At 63.9% G+C, this 17,251-nt stretch carries 14 protein-coding genes; 10 read left to right on the forward strand and 4 right to left on the reverse strand.

What is annotated here, in order from left to right; all coding sequences use genetic code 11:
* Positions 1-41: 41 nt before the first annotated feature.
* Complete coding sequence (gene metH, locus AB5Y53_RS00205; protein ID WP_368180923.1) at positions 42-3,737, reverse strand: methionine synthase; 3,696 nt, start codon at positions 3,735-3,737, stop codon at positions 42-44.
* Between the two features lie 204 nt (positions 3,738-3,941).
* On the opposite strand from metH, the gene AB5Y53_RS00210 reads away from it, so the two are divergent.
* Together AB5Y53_RS00210 and AB5Y53_RS00215 are read left to right on the forward strand one after the other, a co-directional pair.
* Positions 3,942-5,219, forward strand: coding sequence for a cation:proton antiporter (locus tag AB5Y53_RS00210; RefSeq protein WP_368180924.1), 1,278 nt, complete (start codon positions 3,942-3,944; stop codon positions 5,217-5,219).
* Positions 5,220-5,690: 471 nt separating this feature from the next.
* Positions 5,691-5,867: a hypothetical protein gene (locus tag AB5Y53_RS00215; RefSeq protein WP_010672653.1), complete on the forward strand. Its 177-nt coding sequence runs from the start codon at positions 5,691-5,693 to the stop codon at positions 5,865-5,867.
* A 101-nt stretch (positions 5,868-5,968) separates the two neighbouring features.
* On the opposite strand, the gene AB5Y53_RS00220 is transcribed toward AB5Y53_RS00215, so the two are convergent.
* Positions 5,969-6,490: a GNAT family N-acetyltransferase gene (locus AB5Y53_RS00220; RefSeq protein ID WP_042015334.1), complete on the reverse strand. Its 522-nt coding sequence runs from the start codon at positions 6,488-6,490 to the stop codon at positions 5,969-5,971.
* Between the two features lie 141 nt (positions 6,491-6,631).
* On the opposite strand from AB5Y53_RS00220, the gene AB5Y53_RS00225 reads away from it, so the two are divergent.
* Together AB5Y53_RS00225 and AB5Y53_RS00230 are read left to right on the forward strand one after the other, a co-directional pair.
* Positions 6,632-6,895 carry a hypothetical protein gene (locus AB5Y53_RS00225; protein WP_104455135.1) on the forward strand — a complete coding sequence of 88 codons (264 nt, stop codon included), beginning with the start codon at positions 6,632-6,634 and terminating at the stop codon, positions 6,893-6,895.
* A 74-nt stretch (positions 6,896-6,969) separates the two neighbouring features.
* A complete protein-coding gene (locus AB5Y53_RS00230) occupies positions 6,970-7,821 on the forward strand; it encodes a neutral zinc metallopeptidase (RefSeq protein WP_261999905.1) in 852 nt (283 codons plus the stop codon).
* Between the two features lie 93 nt (positions 7,822-7,914).
* On the opposite strand, the gene AB5Y53_RS00235 is transcribed toward AB5Y53_RS00230, so the two are convergent.
* Entirely contained in the window at positions 7,915-8,361 is a 447-nt protein-coding gene (locus AB5Y53_RS00235; protein ID WP_368180925.1) for an HAD family acid phosphatase, read from the reverse strand.
* 164 nt (positions 8,362-8,525) lie between these two features.
* On the opposite strand from AB5Y53_RS00235, the gene AB5Y53_RS00240 reads away from it, so the two are divergent.
* From AB5Y53_RS00240 to AB5Y53_RS00260, 5 genes are read left to right on the forward strand one after another with little or no spacing between them, the layout of a single operon-like run.
* Entirely contained in the window at positions 8,526-9,746 is a 1,221-nt protein-coding gene (locus tag AB5Y53_RS00240; protein WP_368180926.1) for a PAS domain-containing protein, read from the forward strand.
* Positions 9,747-9,763: 17 nt separating this feature from the next.
* Positions 9,764-10,138 (forward strand): anti-anti-sigma regulatory factor, encoded by a 375-nt coding sequence (locus AB5Y53_RS00245; protein WP_043154645.1) that lies wholly within the window; start codon positions 9,764-9,766, stop codon positions 10,136-10,138.
* Between the two features lie 6 nt (positions 10,139-10,144).
* Entirely contained in the window at positions 10,145-11,215 is a 1,071-nt protein-coding gene (locus AB5Y53_RS00250) for a SpoIIE family protein phosphatase (RefSeq protein ID WP_368180927.1), read from the forward strand.
* A complete protein-coding gene (locus tag AB5Y53_RS00255; RefSeq protein WP_368180928.1) occupies positions 11,216-13,882 on the forward strand; it encodes a response regulator in 2,667 nt (888 codons plus the stop codon).
* Between the two features lie 9 nt (positions 13,883-13,891).
* The gene (locus tag AB5Y53_RS00260; RefSeq protein ID WP_368180929.1) at positions 13,892-15,022 is read left to right on the forward strand and encodes an HD-GYP domain-containing protein; all 1,131 of its coding nucleotides are present in this window, start codon (positions 13,892-13,894) and stop codon (positions 15,020-15,022) included.
* Here AB5Y53_RS00260 and AB5Y53_RS00265 read toward each other — a convergent pair.
* A complete protein-coding gene (locus AB5Y53_RS00265) occupies positions 15,019-15,693 on the reverse strand; it encodes an adenine nucleotide alpha hydrolase (RefSeq protein ID WP_226043656.1) in 675 nt (224 codons plus the stop codon). The genes AB5Y53_RS00260 and AB5Y53_RS00265 overlap by 4 nt on opposite strands.
* 154 nt (positions 15,694-15,847) lie before the next feature.
* Here AB5Y53_RS00265 and AB5Y53_RS00270 point away from each other — a divergent pair, with 154 nt between their 5' ends.
* Positions 15,848-17,164, forward strand: a complete 1,317-nt coding sequence (locus AB5Y53_RS00270) for an MFS transporter (RefSeq protein WP_039040437.1) — start codon at positions 15,848-15,850, stop codon at positions 17,162-17,164.
* Positions 17,165-17,251: the final 87 nt, after the last annotated feature.

A 17,251-nucleotide genomic window follows, 5' to 3' on the forward strand; every position in this document is an offset into this window, starting at 1 on the left:
CGGCGCCTGCCCAGCACCGCGTGAGGCGGGGCAGACGGGGATCAATGCAGGTTGGGCCCCAGCCAGCGTTCGGCCTCTGCCAGGGTCATCCCCTTGCGCATGGCGTAGTCTTCCACCTGATCCTGCTGGATCTGCGCCACCGCGAAGTACTTGCTGTCGGGATGAGAGAAGTACCAGCCCGACACCGCTGCCCCCGGCCACATGGCGTAGGACTCGGTGAGCTGCATGCCGATGGCCTGCTCCACGTCCAGCAACTCCCAGATGCTCCCCTTCTCGGTGTGCTCCGGGCAGGCCGGGTAGCCCGGCGCCGGACGTATCCCCTGGTAATTTTCGCGGATAAGCTCTTCGTTGCTGAGCGCCTCGTCCGGGGCATAGCCCCAGTGCACTTTGCGCACCTGCTCGTGGAGGTATTCGGCAAAGGCCTCGGCGAGGCGATCGCACACCGCCTGGATGAGAATGGCGTTGTAGTCGTCGTGGTCCGCCTTGTAGGCCTTGGCGATGGCCTCCTCGCCGATGCCGCCGGTCACCGCGAAGGCGCCGATCCAGTCGGGCTTGCCGCTCTCTTTCGGCGCCACATAGTCCGCCAGACAGTAGTTGGGGAAGCCCTGCTTCTCGCTCTGCTGGCGCAGGTGGTGCAGCACTTTTTTCACTTCAGTGCGGGACTCGTCGGTGTAAACCTCGATGCTGTCCCCCACGGCGTTGGCGGGGAACAGGCCGACGATGCCGGCGCAGCGCACGCTCTGATCCTTCTCCAACTGGTCCAGCATGGCGTTGGCGTCGGCGTAGAGGCGCGTCGCCTCCTCCCCCACGACTTCATCCTCCAGAATGCGGGGGAACTTGCCCGCCAGCTCCCAGCTAAGGAAGAACGGCGTCCAGTCGATGTAGGGGCGCAGCACAGAGATGGGCACGTTTTCGAAGGTCTGCACGCCGGGCTCCCGGGGCGCCGGGGGCTCATAGCCCACCCAGTCCAGCTGATGGCGGTTGGCCCGGGCATGGGCCAGGCTGACCGGCTTGGAGCGCGGCTGCTTGCGGGCATGCTGATCCCGGGCAATCTCGTACTCCTTGTCGATGCGGGCGACGAAGGCGGGCTTGAGCTCCGGGCTCAGCAGGCTCTGGGCCACCCCCACGGCGCGCGACGCGTTCGACACATAGACCACGGGCTCGGAGTAGTTCTGCTCTATCTTCACCGCGGTGTGGGCCTTGGAAGTGGTGGCACCGCCGATGAGCAGCGGCAGCTTGAACCCCTGACGCTCCATCTCCTTTGCTACGTGCACCATCTCGTCCAGGGACGGAGTGATGAGGCCCGACAGGCCGATGATGTCGGCGTTCACTTCCCGGGCCGTCTTGAGGATGGTCTCGCAGGAGACCATGACCCCGAGATCCACGATCTCGAAGTTGTTGCACTGGAGCACCACCCCGACGATGTTCTTGCCGATGTCGTGCACGTCACCCTTGACGGTGGCCAGCACGATTTTGCCGTTGCTGGAACCGCCGGACTTCTCCGCCTCGATGTAGGGTTGCAGGTAGGCCACCGCCCGCTTCATCACCCGGGCCGACTTCACCACCTGGGGCAGGAACATCTTGCCGGCGCCGAACAGATCGCCCACCACGTTCATGCCGTCCATCAGCGGCCCCTCGATGACGTGCAGCGGCTTCTCGGCCTGGGCGCGCGCCTCCTCGGTGTCCTCCTCGATAAAGTCGGTGATCCCCTTGACCAGGGCGTGTTCGAGCCGCTTGCCCACCGGCCAGCTGCGCCACTCCTGATCCCGCGGATCCTCCGCCTGGGCACCCGCGCCGCGATACTTCTCGGCGATGGCCAGCAGCGCCTCGGTGGCGTTGTCGTTGAGGTTCAGCACCACCGCCTCGACCTTCTCTTTGAGCTCGGCCGGGATGTCTTCGTAGATGGCAAGCTGGCCCGCGTTGACGATCCCCATGTCCATGCCGTTCCTGATGGCATGGTAAAGGAAGACAGCGTGGATGGCTTCGCGCACCGGCTCGTTGCCACGGAAGGAGAAGGAGACGTTGGAGACACCGCCGGAGATCATGGCGTGGGGCAGGTGCTCCTTGATGTCCTTCACCGCCTCGATGAAGTCCACCGCGTAGTTGTTGTGCTCGTCGATGCCGGTCGCCACCGCGAAGATGTTGGGGTCGAAGATGATGTCTTCCGGCGGGAAGCCGACGCGGTCCACCAGAATGCGGTAGGCGCGCTGGCAGATCTCGAACTTGCGGGCCCGGGTATCGGCCTGGCCCACCTCGTCGAACGCCATGACGATGACGGCGGCGCCGTAGCGACGCAGCAGTTTCGCCTGCTCGATGAATTTGTCCTCCCCCTCCTTCATGGAGATGGAGTTGACCACCGGCTTGCCCTGCACGCACTTGAGGCCCGCCTCCAGCACCTCCCACTTGGAGGAGTCGATCATCACAGGCACCCGGGCGATGTCCGGTTCCCCGGCGATGAGGTTCAGGAAGCGCACCATGGCCGCCTCGGCGTCCAGCATCCCCTCGTCCATGTTGATGTCGATGATCTGGGCGCCGTTTTCCACCTGCTGCTTGGCCACGTCCAGCGCCTCGTCGTAGAGCCCTTCTTTTATCAAGCGCTTGAACTTGGCCGAGCCGGTGACGTTGGTCCGCTCCCCCACGTTCACGAACATGGAGTCCGCCGTGATGATGAGAGGCTCCAGGCCCGACAACCGGCAGGCCACCGGCAGATCCGGCAGGGCGCGGGGCTTGATGCCCGCCACGGCATCCGCCATGGCGCGGATGTGGGTCGGGGTGGTGCCGCAGCAGCCGCCCACCAGGTTGAGAAAGCCGCTTTGGGCCCACTCGCGGATATGCTCCGCCATCTCGACCGCGTCCAGATCGTACTCGCCAAACGCATTGGGCAAACCGGCGTTGGGGTGGGCGCTGACATAGGTCTCGCTGATGCGGGACAGCTCCTCCACGTACTGGCGCAGCTCGTCCGGCCCCAGCGCACAGTTGAGGCCGAAGGAGACCGGTTTGACGTGGCGAAGGGAGTGGTAGAAGGCCTCGGTGGTCTGGCCCGAGAGGGTACGACCGGAGGCGTCCGTGATGGTGCCGGAGATCATCACCGGCAGGCTGTAACCCAGCTCCTCGAACACCAGGTCCACCGCGAAGGCGGCCGCCTTGGCGTTGAGGGTGTCGAAGATGGTCTCGATCAGGATGATGTCGGCACCGCCCTCAATGAGGGCGTGGGTCGATTCGGTGTAGGCGGCCACCAGCTCGTCATAGGTGACGTTGCGCTTGCCCGGATCGTTCACGTCCGGCGAGATGGAGGCGGTACGGTTGGTGGGACCCAGAACCCCTGCCACAAAGCGCGGCTTGGCTGGGTCCTTGGCCGTCCACTCGTCCGCCACGGCGCGGGCCAGGCGGGCCGCCTCCCGGTTTATCTCGGCCGAGAGCGCTTCCATCTCGTAGTCCGCCATGGCGATGCGGGTGGCGTTGAAGGTGTTGGTCTCGAGGATGTCGGCCCCGGCGGCACAATACTGGTCGTGGATCTCGCGAATGACGGCGGGACGGCTCAACACCAGCAGGTCGTTGTTGCCCTTGATGTCGGTATGCCAGTCGGCAAACCGCTCCCCCCGATAGTCCGCCTCACCGAGTTTGTAACCCTGGATCATGGTGCCCATGGCCCCGTCGATGATCAGGATCCGCTCCTTGAGACAGGCTTCCAGCCTGGTTGTGACGTCCGCTTTCTTGTTCGACTCTCTGCTCGACACCGCTCGTACCCCTTACATCCATGCAACTGCGTGATGCCCATCCTAGCAGCAATCAAATTAAATGGAAATCTAGCCGTCTATCTGTCCGTGATGACGATTAAATATAACCATAAATGGGTAATGAGCATGATCTAACCCGGGAGTACCCTATGCCCGTCCTCAAGAGGGATACGTGCTTGCTGTTTACCAAAGAGAAAAATAACTATGAGCGTCTACTACACACTCTGCTTCCTGGCAGCGTTGGCGATCTTCATCGCCTTTGCCAACCAGTATGTTGTGAAGATCCAGACCACCATCGCCATCACTGCGGGCTCCATGCTGATCTCCGCGCTGCTGGTGCTGTTTGGCAAACTGGGTTGGTTCAATCTGGAGCCTCTCGCCATCAAGACCATGGAGAGCATCGACTTCCAGAACTTCCTGTTGAAGGGGATCCTGGGCTTCCTGCTGTTCGCCGGCGGCCTTGGCATCAACCTCAAGGCGTTGCGTAGCCAGAAGTGGGAAATCACCATTCTGGCCATAGCCGCCACCCTGCTCTCCACCTTCCTCATCGGCTACGGCTTCTGGTTCATCGCCAAGCTGCTGGGCTGGGATGTGCCGCTGGTCTACTGCATGTTGTTCGGTGCCCTGATCTCCCCCACCGACCCCATCGCCGTACTGGCCATCGTCAAGAAGATGAAGGCGCCACCCCAGATCGCCATCCAGATCGAGGGGGAATCCCTGTTCAACGACGGTGTTGGCCTCGTCATCTTCGCCACCGTGTTTGCCGTGGCCTTTGGCGGCGTGGAGCCCACCTTCGGCAGCGTGGCCGGTCTGTTCCTGCATGAGGCTCTCGGCGGCATCCTGTTCGGGGCCGTGCTGGGTCTCATCGCCCACGTGATGATCAGCGCCACCGACGACGGCTCCCTGGAGCTGCTGCTGACCCTCTGCATCCCGACCGCGGGCTTCGCCTTCGCCAACATGATCGGCGTCTCCGGCGCCCTGGCCATGGTGGTGACCGGCATCATGATCGGCAACTGGACTCGTCATTCCGGCTTCTCCGAGCAGAGCCAGCACCACCTGGATCACTTCTGGGAGTTGATGGATCAGTTCCTCAACGCCCTGCTGTTCCTGCTGATCGGTCTGGCACTGGTGCTGCTGGATCTGGCCTGGCGCGACTGGATCCTGCTGGTCATCGCGGTGCCGCTCTGCCTGGCCGCCCGCTTCATCAGCGTCTCCCTGCCCTATGTGGCGTTCCGCAAGTTCCGCAGCTACAACACCTTCTCGGTGCGCATCCTCACCTGGGGCGGCCTGCGTGGCGGCCTGGCCATGGCCATGGCCCTGGCACTGCCATCCGGTGTCATGATGATCCCGGAACACAACGTCGATCTGCGCCAGGTGATCCTGGTGATGACCTACTCGGTGGTGATGTTCTCCATCGTGGTACAGGGCATGACCATTACCCCCATGATCACCGCCGCCAAGAAGGCCTGTGGCAACGCCTGAACCCGTCCCTGACCGGCAATGAAAAGGGCTCCCTCGGGAGCCCTTTTGCCGTCCCCGTGGCAGTGAAAAACAGGGAATGATTGGGTGAACGCACAATTAGTGTTTGCTTTTTACACATTTCGAGGAGAGAATGCGCGCCGGCTAGTTAATCAGCCCTGATTATGTTCGCAATGCTTCACCTCACGATGAATCCTGCCAGTACCCGCATAACCTTCTTCTGATTTACTCGCCTTGAGAACCGTTCAGGCTGTCTGCCTGCGTTGCCCGGCTCTCACGGTGCAGACCCGATCTGCCCACTCCCAAGTAGCATCATGCATCCGCGTGGTCCTTGGCGCCTTCCTTGAAAGTGCAGACGCCCCTGAACCGGGCTGGGTATTCCTGCGCGCTCGTCCGCCATCGTGCTGACCGCGCCCATTGACCTGACATTTGCCAATACAAGGAGCAAACACTTAATTTATATAGAGAAATACCATGATGAAACACGTACAGATCCGCAAACCCCTGCGTCGCAGCAAACCCATCAACCTGCCCGTGCAAGAGCACGACGACGATGCGTTCCTGATCCAGTTCAGCACCCGCTTCAGCGGTGGCTTCGCCATCTCCTGTGATGGCATCGCCGGCGAGTTCTCCATCGAAGAGCTCAACTGATCCTGCCTGCCCAGGCAGCGCCCGATGCAGACAGGCCGCAACTCACGGCGGCCTCCTTGCCTGACGTCATAGTCTGCATGGCCCCACCACCCGAGCGATGACTAGACCCCGCAAGTCTCCTTGTCCGGCGCCTCCAGCAGCAGGCACTCCTCCTCGCCGGCTCCCAGCCTGACCCGTTTGCCCTGACTCAGCCCCAGCTTGGCGAGTAGCCGGACCGAACGCTCATTGCCCGGAGTGACGATGGCGACCACCCGCTCGATGCCGAGCCGTTCGCGGCCATCTGCCATGGCCGCCCGCGCGGCTTCGATGGCATAACCCTGACCGCGCCAGGCGGGCAGGAAGGCATAGCCGATGTCTTCACAGGGCAGGGTATCGCGCTTGATCAGACCGCAGATGCCGAGCCTGGCCCCGTCTTCCCGCCGCACCACCAGATAGAGTCCGTGACCGTGGCGGGCATAACTGACCGCAGGCCCCTGCTGGATGTAGTTTTCGGCATCCGCCAGGGTACGCACCCCGCGATCGCCGATGTAGCGGTGAAAATCACCATCGTTGAGCAGTTCGAGAATGAAGGGGGCATCGACAATGGTCAGTTTGCGCAGTTCCAGGCGCTCGGAGAGGATCATGACATGGGCTCGTTCGGCAGTAGAGAGTGTCCAAGACTGCTCCCGCCCCGCTTCCTTGGCAAGACCCGGAGGATATTTTCGCCCCCGGGAGCCGCGTCCCCGCTATACTGCCCACCCCATGGAACAGGCAGGAGAACGGCCATGACCGATACCCCCGAATTTTTTGATGAAGAGACACTGCTGGAGATGGTGGAGAACCAGCTCGCCGAGGGCCACCCCCTCCAGGTGAAAGCCACCCTGATGCGCCTGGTGATGAAGGGCACCCCGCGGGAAGAGGCGCTGCAATACATCGCCTGCGCCCTGGGCGCCGAACTCATGGCCATGGAAGCCGAACAGGGCCCCTTCAACCTCGTCCGTTACGGCGAGTTCCTCGACAGCCTGCCCGAGATGCCCTGGGCCGAATGACCCGGGCCGATTAGGCAAGCCCCGGCGCCAGCCATTATCATTACCGCCACCACCAATGACGGGAGTATGGGGATATGCGCTGGCAAGATCGCCGTGAGAGCAACAATGTGGAAGACCGACGCCAGCAAGGCGGCAACGGGGGCGGCGGCCTGCCCATCGGTGGCAAGGGGCGCCTTATCCTGCTGGTGGTGGTCATGGTGGCGGGGTACTACGGCGTGGACCTCGGCCCCCTGCTGCAGGATCCGGCCCCGCAGAGCCAGCCCCAGCGTCAGAACTCGTCCCAGGCTGCAAACGATCCCCTCGCCCGCTTCACCTCGGTGATGCTCGCCTCCACGGAGGACGCCTGGGGTGAGATGTTCCAGCAAAGTGGCAACCACTATCAGGCCCCCAGACTGGTGCTCTATCGCGGTGCGACCCGCACCGGCTGCGGCCAGGGGCAGTCGGTGATGGGGCCCTTCTACTGTCCGGCCGACAGCACCGTCTACATCGATCTCTCCTTCTATCAGGACATGCGCGACAAGCTGGGGGCCGACGGCGACTTCGCCCAGGGCTATGTGATCGCCCACGAAGTGGGCCACCACGTGCAGAACCTGCTCGGCATCTCCACCAAGGTGCGCCAGCAGCAACAGGGGCTGAGCCAGGTCGCCCAGAACCGGTTGTCGGTCAAGCTCGAACTGCAGGCGGACTGCTTCGCCGGGGTCTGGGGCCACTATATGGAAAAAGAGCAGGTGCTGGAACGCGGCGATCTGGAAGAGGCGCTCAACGCCGCCCAGGCCATCGGCGACGACAGGTTGCAGCAGCAAGGTCAGGGCCGGGTCGTTCCCGACAGCTTCACCCACGGCACCTCGGCCCAGCGCCTCGCCTGGTTCAAACGCGGTTTTGACAGCGGCAAGCCCGCCAGTTGCGACACCTTCGCCGCCCGCTAGACGCCCAAAAGAAGGGCCGGGTCCTTACAGGATCCGGCCCTTTTTCCATTCATGGGAACCTCAGTACAGGGAGTTGACGATCACCTCCTCCTCTCATGCGCCAGCCAGCGGCAGCGGCAAGTAGGTGGAGTTGGCCGAACGGCCGGTGACGAAGTAGATGTGATCGCCGCGCGGGAAGTACATGGCGATGAGCGCCTTGCCCACCTCTTTCGGCACGCTGAACGCGTCCCAGCCGTTGCTCATCTTCTCCCAGAAGGCCGGATTCTTCAGGCAGCTCTCACCATTGGGGGAGAACGCCTGCTTGCCGCGATAGCACCCCGGGCTGGAGAAGAGCAGGGTGTCGTCGATGTCGAAACCCACCGCCATCGGCGGCAGCCCATCGAGGCTCCTGGCAATCTGCGTCACCGACACCCAGTGAAGGGGGGCCTGCTGGGCCAGACTCACCGCAATGACACCGGCGGGGCTGGTCGGGATTTCGACTGCCACGGCGGGCAGGGTCAGGCTGGCGGCAACCAGGGCAAAGCGGGGCGATAAGGACATTAGTCCCGATATAAGGTGTTCATGACGAACTCCCCAGGCCCAAGACCCATCCGCCAGCAGGCTCTTTCGGCACTTCTTGTCCCCCGCTCTCGCCCCGGTGGGCTATAACTGCTGTACGCCTTCTAATGGCATTCAAATCAATTGCACCATTTACCGGAGATGCCATGGACGTGCACACCGCAGCTGCCCATTCGAATACTGTCACTCCCGCTTCATCCCTGGCCAGACTGGAGGCCGTCGACCAGCTGATGGTCCGGCTCGAGATCGCGCCAGACGGATTGATTCTGGATGCCAACCCCCGCTTTCTCGCCATCATGGGATACCAGCTGGCCGAGCTCAAAGGTCAGCACTACAGCATGCTGCTCCCCGCGGAGGCAGAAGAATCCGCCGACGAGGCCGCCCGATGGCAGGCGCTACGGACGGGGCAGGCGCAGGAGGGAGAGTTTCGCCGCCGGGATCGGCAGGGACGGGACATATGGCTGCGAGGCAGTTGCAGCCCCCTGCTGGACGAACAGGGCGCGCTGGTTCAGGTCATCGAATACACCATGGACCTGACCGAACAGAAGCAGCTGAACGCCAACTTCGAGGGGCAGCTCAACGCCCTGAGCCGGGTCATGGGCAAGGTGGAGTTTTCACTGGATGGCATCATCCTCGATGCCAATGCCCGCTTCCTGGAGACTGTGGGCTATCAGCTGGAAGAGCTGAAGGGCCAGCACCACAGGCTGCTGGTCGATCCCGACTACGCCCAGTCTGCCGACTATCGCACCTTCTGGGAAACCCTGCGCCGCGGTGAATTCCTGGCGGGAGAGTTCTGCCGAATCGGCAAACAGGGTGAAGAGATCTGGATCCAGGGCTCCTACAACCCGGTGCTGGATCTCACCGGCAAGCCCAGCAAGATCGTCAAGTTTGCCACCGACATCACAGCCCAGGTGGCGCAGCATCGCCAGCTCAAGCGCGCCATGGAGGAAGCCGAAGAGGCCGCCAGGGTGCGCGAGGAGCTGCACAAGTCGCTGCAGGAGATGTCGACCCCGGTCACCCCCATCTGGGACGGGATCCTGCTGCTGCCGCTGGTGGGGATCATCGATTCCATGCGTACCGCCGACGTGATGAACAAATCGCTCACCAAGATTGCCGAGACCCGGGCCCGGGTCTTCGTACTGGACATCGCCGGGGTCGCCACCGTGGATACCGGCGTCGCCAATCAGCTGATCAAGATCACCAAGGCGACCCAGTTCATGGGGTGCGAGGCCATCATCTCCGGCGTCTCGCCGGCCATCGCCCGCACCATGGTGGAGCTGGGGGTCTCTGTCGGCGACATCCGCACCACGGCGACCCTGCGGGATGCCTTCGAGATAGCCCTCAAGCGGGTCGGATCCACCCTCTAGGCCTCTAGGAGAGATGCATGCTGCTCAACAATGATCTGGGCATCGCCGACGTGGCCGACTGCATCGTGGTCAGCATGCGCCCCGACCTCGGTGACGAGGGCATGCAGCAACTGATGCAGGCCCTCTCCCAGCGGCTGATGCTGGGCCGCCAGCACGCGGTTCTGCTCGACTTCTCCGGGGTCATGCTGCTCGATCACCACGAATTCAGGCAGGTACGCAAACTGGCCGAGGTGTGCCGCCTGCTCGGTGCCGTCTGTCTGCTGGTTGGGCTCAATGCAGGGATCGCCGCCTTCCTGGCGCTAGCCGATGCCGAGCCCGGGCCGCTGCGCTGCTTTCTCGACATGGACGATGCCTTCGCCCATGTTCGCAGGACGCTCAAGGATGAGGAGTAGCGCATCATGCAGTTGGAACAGAGCCTTCAAGAAGCCAGCTACCCGCTGCGCCACGACATCGACCTGCACCTGACGGTGATGGCGGTACGCCGCCTCCCCTTCATCGCCAACCTGTCCGAGGTGGACCGTGCCATGCTCTCCACCGTGGTCTCCGAGCTTGGCAGCAACATTCTGAAATACGCCGAGCGGGGGGAGATCACCCTCACCCTCCACCATCCCAGCGGGCGTCCCTGCATCGACATCGTCGCCCGCGATCAGGGACCCGGCATTGGGGACGTGCATCAGGCCATGCAGGATCACTACAGCACCTCGGGCACCCTGGGACTAGGCCTGCCCGGCGTGCGCCGCATGATGTCTGAACTCACTATCAGTACCCCGCCGGAAGGGGGAACTCTGGTGCAGGCCCGCAAGTGGCTGGGCGCGGCGCCCCTGGTATCCAGACCAATCCCTCCTCTCGCCTGCACAGGCCAGCTGCACGCCGGCCTGCAGCTGACATGGGCCAGCGAGAACCGCCCCTGCTATCCGGAACGGGTCTCCGGTGATCTGGCCTTCATCCGACCGGGGCCGGAGGGGGTATCGCTGATCCTGATCGACGTGAGCGGCCACGGTGCCTCGGCCAACAAGCTGGTACAGGTGCTGGAGGCTGCGCTGCAGCAAACCCACGAGCAGGAACCGGCCCGCCTGTTGCAACTGCTGCACCAGCACTGCATCGGTACCCGGGGCGCCGCCGCCGGCGTGGCCCTGGTCAACGGCGAACGGGGTGAGCTGAGCTATGCCGGCATCGGCAATACCCGCATCTGCCTGCGCGGCCACGAACCCTGGCGCGGCATCTCCCGCGACGGGGTACTGGGAGAGCGTTTCCCCACCCCCTTGCTGCAGCGCCAGCCACTCGTCGCGGGGGACGTGGTGATGCTCTATTCGGACGGTATCAGCGAATCCCTCAACCTGCGCGACGGTGCGCTGGATCTGGCCGCCGAGCCCGCCCAGCTGGCACGCCAGGTGATCGCCCACAGTGGCCGCAGCACCGACGATGCCAGCTGCATCGTGCTGCGTGTGCTGGCAGGAAAGGAGGACTAGATGCGGCAACTGATCGGGGAAACCCTGCTGTCAGGCCCGGCGGCGGCACTCACCGCCCGGCGCAAGGTGATCCAGGTACTCACCTGCCTCGACGGAACTCCCACCTTCGTGGCACCGCTGGCGGGCGCCACCTCCGAGCTGGTACGCCAGCTGGTGGCGAACACGGAGCCGCTGCAACTGCAGTTGTGGCTGGAGCCTAGCACACAGGAGTTGTGGCTCTCGCTCTCGGCTGACGCCCCCATCCCCCCCGAGCCGGACGGCCGCCAATCATGTGGCATCCGATTGGTCGCGCACGCGGACAACGCCATCGCCCTGGTCTACCGCCTGCCCCGCGGGCCCGATGAACTGCTGCTGCAACAGATGCAGCAGCAGTTCGCAGAACCGACCCGGGACGAGCTGTTTGCGGTGATGCAGGCCAAGAACCAAGAGCTGGAAGTGGCCTATGAGCTGGCGGAGGGCGCAACCCGGGCCAAGAGCGATTTTCTCGCCAACATGAGCCACGAGATCCGTACTCCCATGAACGCCATCCTCGGCATGTCCCATCTCGCCCTGCAGACCCGGCTCGATCCGCAGCAGTTCGACTATGTCAGCAAGATCCAGCGTTCGGCCCAGCATCTGCTCGGCATCATCAACGACATCCTCGACTTCTCCAAGATCGAGGCCGGCAAGCTGGATCTGGAGCGGATCGAATTCGATCTCGACCATGTGCTGGAGAATCTGACCACCCTGGTGGGCGAAAAGGCGGAAGCCAAGGGCATAGAGTTGCTGTTCGAGGTCGACCACCAGCTCGACACCCTGCTCTATGGCGATCCCCTTCGCCTCGGCCAGATCCTGATCAACTACGCCAACAACGCGGTCAAGTTCACCGAGCAGGGGGAGATCCTGGTCAAGGTCAGCTGCCTGGAGAAACAACCCCAGGAGGTGTTGCTGCACTGCTCGGTACAGGACACCGGGATCGGCATGAGCCAGGAGCAGCAGCAGCGGCTGTTCCAGTCATTCCAGCAGGCGGACAGCTCCACCACCCGCAAGTACGGCGGCACCGGCCTCGGCCTCGCCATCTCCCGCAAACTGGCCGAGCTGATGGGCGGCGAGGTGGGGGTACAGAGCGAACCAGGCCAGGGCAGCACCTTCTGGTTTACCGCCCGACTCGGTAGGGGCAGGCGCAGATCCCGCTATCTGCCGAGCCTGGATCTGCGCGGGCGCCGCATGCTGGTGGCCGACGACAGTGCCAGCGCCCGCACCATCATGGCCGCCCTGCTGCGCAGCATGAGCTTTGTGGTGGACACCGCCGAGTCGGGCCAGCAGGCACTACAGATGATCGCCGGCGCCGAGCAGGAGGGACAGCCTTACGAAGTGGTATTGCTGGACTGGCACATGCCGGGGCTGGATGGCATCGAGACCGGTCGCCGCCTCATCGCCCGCGGCATGGGCCCGCGTCCCTATCGGGTCATGGTGACCGGCTACGGACGGGAAGAGGTCTTTCGCCAGGCCGATGCCGCCGGCTTTGATCGGGTGCTGGTCAAGCCCGTATGCGCCTCCGTGCTGTTCGATACCGTCATCGGCCTGTTTGGCCAGCAAACCAGTTCACTCACCTTCAAACCACCGCAGGTGACCCATCGCTACCGCTTCGACGGACTCAGGATCCTGCTGGCGGAAGACAACGAGCTCAATCAGCAAGTCGCGCTGGAGCTGCTGCGGGCGGTCGGTGCCGATGTCAGCATCGCCGGCAATGGTGCCATCGCGCTGGAGATGGTGGCCCAGACCCACTACGACCTGATCCTGATGGACATGCAGATGCCGGTGATGGATGGCCTGGCCGCCACCCGGCTGTTGCGCGAGCGGGAAGGCATCGGGCAACACACCCCGATCCTGGCGATGACGGCCAACGTCATGGCCGGTGACCGCGAACGCTGCCTCGCTGCCGGGATGGACGATCACATTGCCAAGCCCATCGATCCCGACAGGCTGTATGCGGCCCTGCAGCGCTGGACAACCTCCTTCAGCCGCGAGGTCAACAGCACGCTCACTGCCTCACACGCATCACCCGCCACCGCCTTGCTGCCACAGTTGCAGGCGATCGGGCTCAACGCCGAGCCAGCCCTGCAACGATTGATGCACAACTGGGAGTGGTATCGGGATCTGCTGCAACGTTTCGCCCGCCAGGGGAGTCAGCCGATGGGAACCCTGCTGGCCGCCCTGCAGGCGAATGACCGGGAAGAAGCGCATCGACAGGCCCATACCCTCAAGGGCATAGCCGCAACGCTGGGGGCCGGGTCGCTGCAGGATGTCTCGGCCCGGCTGGAGAGCGCCCTCGCCCGGGGAGACGATGCCGCCAGCCTGCGGCCGCTGGCCGAGCTGGGGCTGCAACAGCAGCAGCAACTGGCCGCCAGCCTGCTGACACTGCTGCCGGCCCCTGCCACCTCCGGGTTGCCGGAGGCTACCCCCGCCGAGCTGGCCCCCCTGCTGCACCAACTGACCGGGCTGCTGCTGGAAGACGATGCGGAAGCCTTCATCCTGTTCCAGCGCAATCAGGCCAGGCTCGCCCCCCTGCTGGGCGAGGCAGCACCGGCCATGCACGATGCCATGACCCGTTTTCGCTTCGCCGATGCCCTGGCATATCTGCAACAAGTCCGGGCCCTCAGACCCGATCTGTTCAACCAAGATTGAGGCGCCATCATGCTCAACTTGCTGGATCCCGATACCAAACCTACCCTGCTGGTGGTCGATGACACACCGGAGAACCTCTCCCTGCTCAGCGCCCTGCTCAGCCCCCATTACCGGGTCAAGGTCGCCATCAGCGGCCAGCGGGCGCTGGAGATCCTCTCGGCCGGCACCCGGGTGGATCTGATCCTGCTCGACGTGGTGATGCCCCAGATGGACGGCTATCAGGTAATGCAGGCGCTGCAGGAGATGCCGCAGGTGCGGGAGATCCCGGTGATCTTCCTGACCGCCAAGGTGGAGGAGAGTGCGGAGGCGCACGGCCTGGCGCTGGGAGCCGTCGACTACATCCACAAGCCGATCACCCCCGCAATCGTGCTGGCCCGGGTCAGAAACCACCTGGAGCTGAAAGCGGCGCGGGATCTGCTGCACGACCAGAACACCTTTCTGGAGCAGGAGGTGGAGCGGCGCACCCGGGAGAACGAACTGATCCAGAACATCACCATCCACTCCCTCGCCTCTCTTGCCGAAACCCGCGACAACGAGACCGGCAACCATATCCTGCGCACCCAGCACTATGTGCGGCTGCTGGCGGAGACCCTCTGCGAGCATCCCCGCTTTCGTACCGAGCTGACCCCCAAGACCATCGATCTGCTGTTCAAATCGGCCCCGCTGCACGACATCGGCAAGGTCGGTGTGCCAGACCGGATCCTGCTCAAACCCGGCAAGCTGGATGCGGACGAGTTTGCCCAGATGAAGCACCACTCCATTCTCGGCAAGGAGGCCATCGTCCATGCCGAGGAGGCGCTGGGGGTAGAGGTGGAATTTCTGCGACTGGCCAAGGAGATCGCCTGCTACCACCACGAGAAGTGGGACGGCACCGGCTATCCCTATGGCCTGCACGGTGACGAGATCCCGCTCTCGGCCCGCTTGATGGCGCTGGCCGACGTGTACGACGCCCTCATCAGCAAGCGCTGCTACAAGGCTGCCATGTCCCACCAAGAGGTGGTGCCAATCATACTGGCGGGACGAGGCAATCACTTCGACCCCGACATCACGGACGCCTTTGCCCGCATCCACCAGCAGTTCCACGAGATCGCCCTGCGTTACAACGACGACAAGGGCGAGCGGGAGCCCCATCGCGACTAGGCGGTGGCGGGCAGCAGATCGGTGAAGACGAAGCCGTCCCGCAGCACCGTCTCCCCCACCCGGATGGGCAAGGGATGCAGGAACATGGGGCCGTCCCAGGCCAGGGTGTGGAACTCCCCGTTCTCGCCGCAGGGATCCACCCCGGCGGGCAGGGCAGCCAGCAAGGCCGGGCCGAATTCATGACCACCTAACCCGGCGTCCAGCTTGCCCGGATCCAGGGTACAGACCCTGGCCTTGAGCCCGGCGTCGATCATCGCCTGCGCCAGCTCGGTCGTGTCACTGCCCCAGAGCGGGAAGAGCGGCGTGATGCCGGTCCCCGCCAGTTGCCGCTCCCGATAGGCGCGCACATCCTCAAGAAAGAGATCCCCGAACGCCATGTGGTGAATGTCCTTGGCCTGCACATCGGCGATGAAGCCCGTCATGATGCGCCCATACTCCTCGTTGCTGCAGGGCCAGGGCAGGTCGATGGTGGTCAGCGGCAAGCCCACGCACTCAGCCTGTGCCAACAACAACTGCTTGCGCACCCCGTGCATGGCCACCCGCTCGAACGCCTGGTTGAGTGTGGTGAACAGCCCCACCACCTCGATGGCCGGATCCTGGCGCAGGCGATGCAAGGCCCAGGCGCTGTCTTTTCCGCTGCTCCAGGAGAGCAGTACCTTTTTCTTCGTCATGATCTCTCCAGCTACTTGCCGCACCGTGCTGCAAGACAGTGTTGCGAATTGTGCGATTTACATTGCGGGACACAAAAGCATACCCTCGTGGGTGAGCGTATCCCCGCAGCACACCGGGGAGAATAACTAAAAAAACGATGGGAAACATAAGGATATGAGTAAAGTCAGCACATCGCACGACCACGGTCGCCCCCTCAATCGACAGGATTACAAGACCCTGAGCCTGGCGGCGCTGGGCGGCGCCCTCGAATTCTACGACTTCATCATCTTCGTCTTCTTCGCCGTGGTCATCGGCGAGCTCTTCTTCCCGGCCGACATTCCCGAGTGGCTGCGCCAGTTCCAGACCTTCGGCATCTTCGCCGCCGGCTATCTGGCCCGTCCCCTGGGGGGCATCATCATGGCCCACTTTGGCGATCTCATCGGCCGCAAGCGGATGTTCACCCTCAGCATCATCCTGATGGCCTTGCCGACCCTGCTGATCGGCCTGTTGCCCACCTACGCCGTGCTCGGCATCGCCGCCCCCCTGCTGTTGCTGCTGCTGCGGATCCTGCAAGGGGCCGCCATCGGCGGGGAAGTCCCCGGTGCCTGGGTCTTCGTGGCCGAACACGTGCCCGCCCGCCGGGTCGGTGTCGCCTGCGGCACCCTCACCGCGGGGCTGACCGCCGGCATCCTGCTCGGCTCCCTGGTGGCGACCGCCATCAACCGTGGCATGAGCCCGGGCGATGTGAGCGACTGGGGCTGGCGTCTGGCCTTCGTGCTCGGTGGCGTGTTCGGCATCGTCGCCATGTACCTGCGCCGCTGGCTGCACGAGACTCCGGTCTTCGCCGAGATGCAGGCCAACAAGTCCCTGGCCGAGGAGCTGCCCCTCAAGACGGTGTTGCGTGAACACAAGGGCAGCGTCGTCGTCTCCATGCTGCTGACCTGGCTGCTCTCCGCCGGCATCGTGGTGGTGATCCTGATGACCCCGACCTATCTGCAGAAGGTCCACGGCATCAGCCCGGCCGATGCCCTGACCGCCAACTCCCTGGCCATCGTCGCCCTCACCCTGGGCTGCATCGTCTATGGTCGCCTGATCGATGCCATCGGCAGCGGCCCTACCTTCATCCTGGGCTCCCTGCTGCTGGCCGGCGCCACTTATACCTTCTACCACAGCCTGGCGGCGGGCACGGATCAGCTGGTGCCCCTCTACATGCTGGCGGGCTTTGCGGTGGGGATCGTCGGCGCCGTGCCCTACGTCATGGTCAATGCCTTCCCGCCGGTGGTGCGCTTCTCCGGGCTGTCGTTCTCCTACAACGTGGCCTACGCCATCTTCGGCGGCCTCACCCCCATGCTGGTCACCCTCTGGATGAAGGAGGACGTGCTGGCCCCCTCCCACTATGTGGTCAGCCTGGCCGCCCTCGGTTTCGTGCTCGGCATCTGGCTCTGGCTGCGCCAGCGCGGCCAACGCCAGGCCACCCCGCAGGCCGCCTGATCCTTCCCAAGCAAGCCCCGCACTGTCGGGGCTTGTTCTTTGCGGATATCATCGACCGGGTGGCGACCCGCCCGCTCATCCCCAATC

Source organism: Aeromonas sp. R7-5, assembly GCF_040908015.1.
GTDB lineage: Bacteria > Pseudomonadota > Gammaproteobacteria > Enterobacterales > Aeromonadaceae > Aeromonas > Aeromonas caviae.